This window comes from Mesorhizobium sp. WSM4830, from assembly GCF_055811495.1.
Map to the genome: position 1 here is coordinate 23,482 of NZ_JBVVQI010000050.1, position 6,363 is coordinate 29,844.

Below are 6,363 nucleotides of genomic sequence, written 5' to 3' on the forward strand. Positions count from 1 at the left end.
TCGCGCCTATCTCGGCCGTTGCGGCGAGCTTTGCCACTGGCTGAAAGCGGACGCTAGTCTAGCGGCGATCACAAGCCAGATCTGGCCGAGCACCCAGAAGGAAAGCGCCGACGGGAGCAGCAGCCAGAGATGCGGTGTTGGTATTTTTCAGACCCCGCTGTTAATTCGGTCGTCTGAGTTTGATGGAGAAGTTCGAACAGGCCAGGCATTGATCGGCAGCAGCATCAATTCTATCAGGATCAGCGGCAAGCTGCCGATGAGGGATTGATCCTACCTGTACTTCTAACGAACGCTTTGCATGCGGGGACAGCTGATTGATCGTGTTTTGAAGGTCACATTTCCCAATTGGTGTCATTGGGCAAGGGTTTGTAGTTGGGTCCGCATTTGGAAGTTTTGAAAGCTTTTGCCTCCACAAGCCGACTCCAGCATGGTGGCCCGTCGAGTAAAAGTTAATCATTCCGGAAAGCCAGCCTTGCGAAGGCCTTCGAGGTACATGTCTCGCAAGGCCAGGTCGCGATAGGGCTGGGATTCGACCCAATGGCTAATTTTGAAATGGTGGTTTGTTGCCAGATATAGCGTGGCCTCTTCACGCGCTTCCTCTAACCGGCCGAGCCGCGCCAGGATCGAGGCCAAATTAACCCTGGATTCGGTTCGATAGGTTGCATCATTCCTCAGAGTTTTCACTGCTTCCTCATACTTACCGGCAGCGGATTGGGCACCTCCGAGTAACCAGAAATACCAGCTCGGCGGGCGCGGATTCAGGCGAAATGCCTTCTCGATGCAGGCGATGGCCTCTGCTCCGCGACCCTCATAGGTCTTCAAATCCCCGAAGTTAGCCCAAGCATCGGCATCGTTTGGATTGAGGCGGAGCGAAATCTCGTACTCTTTGGCAGACTCATCCCATTGGCGCTCAAGGAGGAGTATGAACGCGAGCACCCAATGCGTGCCAGAATTTTCGGGATCGAGTTCAATCGCCTTTCTTGCCGACGCCACAGACTGTTGACGAAGGGGATTCATCGGATGGTTCCTAAAGACCCAAGCCTCGCACTGACTGATTGCCAACCAGCGATAGGCATCCGCGTAGTTAGGATCGAGCGCGATGGCCCGCTCGAACAAGGGAATGGCCGCAACGCCTGCCTCGGTGGAGTGTGCCCATTCAGCCCGCCCCCGTAGATACAGATCATAGGCCCCCAGGTTCGTTGGCCGATAACGCTCCTTCAGGTTTGCCGCGGCCAACTTGCCGGCGAGCCCTTCCACAATCTTGCCGACGACTTCGTCTTGTGCCGCGAAGACATCGGCAAGGTCCCGGTCGAAGCGATCCGCCCAGATGTGCCCACCGGCGGGTGCATCGATGAGCTGGGCATTGATTCGCACCCGGTCCGCCACCCGTCGGGCGCTACCCTCCAGTACATATTTCACGCCCAGTTCGCGAGCGATCTGGCGGGTGTCTACCGACCTGCCCTTATAGGCAAAGGATGAGTTCCGGGCGATGACGAAGAGCTCGTGCACTTTGGAGAGGTCGGTAATCAGATCCTCCGTCAATCCATCGACGAAATACGCCTGCTCGGCGTCAGCACTCATATTCACAAAGGGGAGGACCACTATTGACGGCTTATTGGGAAGAGAAAGTTCGACGGCGGAGACTATCGCCGCGGCTCCATCCTTGCCCGCGAGCCGATAGGTTTGGATCGGTCGATCGATGTTTTTGAGAGTCTGCGGGCCCGACGAAACGAATGAATATGGCAGCTTGCCGTTGATCTGCTCGAAGACGCTTCCCGAGATGCATAATCCACCGGGCTCCGACAGACTCTCGAGCCGAGCAGCAACGTTGACTCCGTCGCCGTAGAGATCGCTGCCCTCCACCATCACATCGCCGAGATTAATTCCAGCACGCAATACAATGCGTCGGTCCACAGCCACATCTGCATTCGCGGCATCCATAGCTTTCTGCAATTCGACAGCGCAGTCTACGGCGTTGACCGCGCTTCCGAACTCTATTAGCGCGCCATCCCCTATCAGTTTGATGAGGCGACCGCGATGTTTGGAGATCACTGGATGAAGGATCTCTCGGCGTCGAGATTTGAGCGTAGCCAAGGTACCTACCTCGTCGCGCTCCGTGAGGCGGCTATAGCCAACCACGTCGATGGCCAGAATGGCAGCAAGGCGGCGTTGAACGCGCTCTTCGGACATCGCAGGGGTGCTCTCACTGCGGCAAATTGTATTAGTATCACGAGGAGGAGTCTATTCGCCTACCTTTCCGCTCTGGTCCGTGCACGTCGGTTTGACTTGCCTTCGCCGTCCCAACGCGCGAGCAGGGTTCATAGGTGGCGCGGTACATCCTCCTTCCCGTTCTGTGCCAGCAACGGCATGTTGCGGCTATATGAGACGCCACATCGCCAAGATTTATCCCGATGCAGAACACAATCCGCTCATGCTCCGGCAGTCCACCATTGCGAACGGCCACATCTTTTTGAATTTCGGCTGCGCAGATTACCGCATCGACCACGCTGTCGAAGACGCCGACAAGTGCGCCATCTCCTAATAGTTTGACAATTCGACCCTGGTGCAGAGCGATCGCCGTATCGGTTACGTCGGCCCGGATGCATTGGCAGTGCGATACGGACTGAGATACAAGCTGTGATACAAATCGCTATGGAATGGTCCATTTGGACTGGAACATAGCGGAATGACGCCCGCATCTCGCGTGCGCAATGACCCAAGCTTGCATCAAATCGACGCAAACTACGTTGTCGGATCCGACGCAGATGACGCGACTTCAACGACTCAGGGCGTGCAGCGCCCTTTGTGCCGCGATGAGGTCGACGATTGGATACTTGGTGTTAAATGTGTGGACCACCGCTTGCAGACGCGTCGCGGCCTCGTGGTCACGACCTTGACGTGCCAGAACTGGTGCGAGTTGCGTTGCGGCGCGAAGCTCGAACAGTTTTGCTTGCTGCCGACGGGCAGTGGCAATTGCTGTTTCGAATAGCCGAGCGGCACCCGTCAGGTCACCTCGGCGAGCGGCGATTTGGCCACGGAAGCGAATACATTCTGTTAGATGGCATGCTTCGTCCGTATCGAGAATGAGCGCATCGACGTCATCAAGCACTTGCGATGCTTCTTCGATGCGACCGGCCCGCAGGAGAAGATCGCAGAGTGCGCATATTTTCTCGGGGGTATGAAATACGACGCCCTGCCCACGCCAGAGAATCGTGCTCTCCCGGACGTCATCGATGCCGGCTTCAAGTTCACCTAAATGCGAGCGGGCATAGCCACGCCACCTGATGCCGCTGCTTCGCCGCGCCGCGTAGCCATGCCGCTCGCAAATTTGGACGATCTTCGTGGCGGTCTCAAGTAGTTCCTCGTATTGACCGAATATAGCAAAAAATTCACACTGAGCGAGAAGATACCAGGCGAGGTCGAAGGGTTTATCGGGCTGACTGACGGTTCGAATCAGTTGCTCTTTTTCTTCGATGGCTTCGTCAAAGAAGCCCAATATGATCAGTGAGTCGCTAAGATATTCTTGGGCAGAGAGACGTTGATCCGCACCAGCGAACAAGATGCGACGACTTGCTTCAACACGTTCAATCAGAGCTAAGGCCTTGCGTAGGGCCTCCGCTGCCAGCGGTTGTTCTCCCCGGTTGTAGTGAGCAATCCCCTTTGCCGCCCAAAGTGCACTCAGATAGGCCGCTGGAACGAGATTGGCATCGTTTGCGAGCTGCTCTTCGGCCAGGGTCAGGTAATCTTGATTGCGCCCAGTGGCATAAAAAAATGGAGCGAGTGAAAGCGCAACGTCACATTGCAATTCGACCGATGCAGTGTTCGCGGCGGCAAGACGTGCATCTTCAAGCGTCTTCCCAAGGCGCTCAGAACGATACCCTTCAGCCTGCATCAAGGCATTGGCCATCGCAAGGTGGAGACGGGTCATCCGTTCGGCGCCGCCGGACACATCGCCAAGTCTCCTGCTGCAGTCGATAGCACTGGCAAAGTGCGACACGGCTTCCCGAGTGGCAGCTCTGGCCGCGGCGGCCCTTCCCGCCTTTTGCCAGTGATCGAGCGCGCCGGCCCAATCCCCAGCTTCCTGAAGGTGGTGCGCGAGGAGCTCGGGTTGCGCTTCAGTGAGTTCGGTCCACTTTTCCTCCAACACATCTGCGACACGCTTATGTATCTCCTGCCGCTTGGCGCGCAGCAGCGTGCCATACGCTGCGTCCTGAACGAGCGCATGCTTGAAGAGGTAAGTGGCCACTGGCCGCCTCCCGCGGCAGAACACCAGACCGGCGCCGACGAGTTGATCCAGGGCGTCATTTAGATCAGCGGCATTTCGCTGTGCGACCGCTGCCAGCAATTCGTAGGAGAACTCCCGACCGAGAACCGCGCCGACCTGTGCGACCTCCTTAACCGTTGAGCCGAGGCGATCGAGCCGCGCCATCAACGATGCATGCAGCGTGGCGGGGACGTTCAACGCCGTCGCAGCAGCTCTTGAGAGCACTGTCCTGGCGTTGCCGCTCTCCAACACCGCCTTGGTCAGCTCCTCGACGAACAATGGCACCCCATCCGTGCGCTCGATGATCTCCGCGACAACGTCGCTCGGCAGCTCTCCTGTGCCGACGACCCGCTGGACCAGCGCGGCGCCTTCACGACGGTCGAGCCGATTGAGGACCAGAACCGTGACTTGCGACTGCCCGATCCACGGCGGTTGAAACTCGGGGCGAAACGTGAGGAGAAGCAGCACTGGCAGGCGCGGCACCCGCTCGATGACCAGGTCGAGCAGCTCGCGAGAGCTGGGGTCGACCCAGTGCACATCCTCGAAGAGCATCAGCACCGGACCTTGTCGCGCCAGGTCTTCGAGCTGCCGGAGCAGCGCATCGAAGGTTTTCTCTTTTTTGCGCTGGGGCGTCAGTTGGAGAGGCGGGAAGCGGCCTTCGGTCGGCAACGACAGCAGCTCGGCCAGCAGCGCCCCATCCTCCGGCGAGGCCGGGCCAAACAGGGCCGCAAGCTTATCCAGCTTCCTCTCAAGCGTGTCGTCACGCTCCAACCCGGCGGCACGTTCTAGCTGCGCAATGGTCGGGTGGAGCGCGCTGTCTTGATGGTGCGGCGAGCAGAAATAGCGCAAGCGGGTGTGTGGCTCATTCTGGATCCGCTCCTGCAAGGTCACGGTCAGGCGCGACTTCCCGATGCCGGGCTCGCCTGAGAGCAGCACCACGCGACCTTCACCACTTTTCGCGCGATGCCAGTGGCGCTGCAGCAGGTCGATCTCGTCGTCACGCCCGACCAGCGGTGTGGGCGTCGTCCCATGCAGCGCCTCGAACCGGCTTTCGACAGAACTCTCACGAACCACTTGATAGGGATGGATCGGCTCCGGAAAGCCTTTCACCTCGACGGCGCCAAGATCGCGGTATTCGAAGAGATCGCCGACCAGCTGCCGCGTTTGCGGCCCGATCACGACCGCGTCGGGTTCGGCAAGAGCTTGCAGGCGGGCGGCGAGGTTCGGCGTCTCGCCGACGACGCCGCGCTCTTGCCCTTCGCCGGCGGTGATCAGATCGCCAACGACGACCTGTCCGGTGCCGATGCCGATACGAACCCGCAATGGCTCGGGCTCTGGGAGTAGCCTAACGGCATCGACGAGAGCAAGGCCAGCGCGCACCGCCTGCTCGGCGGCGTTCTCGTGCGCCTGCGGATAGCCGAAATACACCAAAACTCCGTCACCCATATACTTGGCGACAAAGCCGCCGAAGTGGACGACCGTATCGGAGACACAGCGGTGATACGCTCCGATGGTCTCACGCAGGTCTTCGGGATCCAGACGCGTCGCCAGCGCCGTCGAGCCGACGAGATCCACGAACATGACGGTCAGCTGTCGACGCTCCGCGCTCGGTTCCTGGGTGCGGCCCTGAGCCGCGATGTCATCGGTGCTCGCGTCGGAATGGCTTGGCGACGGCCCCAGCCACGCTACCGCCTTGCGGAATCGCTTGCGATGACCGAGGAGCATACCGAGCTTCTCGAGGTCGGCATCGGTCAGTTCCGGCAGGACTTCCGCGTCGATCGCGTTGTCGCGAAATGCCTGCTCGTATTGCTGGAGGCCGAGACCTCGCAACCAAGCAGCAACGTCCACACAGCTCTCCCTAGGCTGAATTAGGTCCTCAACCGCAATATTAACTCAGATGCCAGGGAAATGCTGTAGTCCGACACGGTTACCGGGGCGGTGATAGCTTCTGGCAGCAAAGCGGACGATACGCTCCTAGTGGTCAAGCGTCCGCATCGGTCAGGTGAGGACAGAGCCTACGCCTGTCGATGCCGGCTCAATACTCCCCAGAAGTGCCGTTTGAATCTTCCCCAGTTTAGCGCTGTCGCCGGTCTTCCGGA

At 59.1% G+C, this 6,363-nt stretch carries 3 protein-coding genes; 1 reads left to right on the forward strand and 2 read right to left on the reverse strand.

Annotated features, from left to right (window positions below):
* Positions 1 to 453 precede the first annotated feature (453 nt).
* Complete coding sequence (locus AC0L2Y_RS32610; protein WP_473562080.1) at positions 454 to 2,190, reverse strand: adenylate/guanylate cyclase domain-containing protein; 1,737 nt, start codon at positions 2,188 to 2,190, stop codon at positions 454 to 456.
* 190 nt (positions 2,191 to 2,380) lie between these two features.
* Between AC0L2Y_RS32610 and AC0L2Y_RS32615 the strand changes: the two genes are divergently transcribed.
* Positions 2,381 to 2,542 carry a hypothetical protein gene (locus AC0L2Y_RS32615; protein WP_473562081.1) on the forward strand — a complete coding sequence of 54 codons (162 nt, stop codon included), beginning with the start codon at positions 2,381 to 2,383 and terminating at the stop codon, positions 2,540 to 2,542.
* Positions 2,543 to 2,776: 234 nt separating this feature from the next.
* Here AC0L2Y_RS32615 and AC0L2Y_RS32620 read toward each other — a convergent pair whose 3' ends face one another.
* Positions 2,777 to 6,112 (reverse strand): AAA family ATPase, encoded by a 3,336-nt coding sequence (locus tag AC0L2Y_RS32620; RefSeq protein WP_473562082.1) that lies wholly within the window; start codon positions 6,110 to 6,112, stop codon positions 2,777 to 2,779.
* Between the last annotated feature and the right edge of the window lie 251 nt (positions 6,113 to 6,363).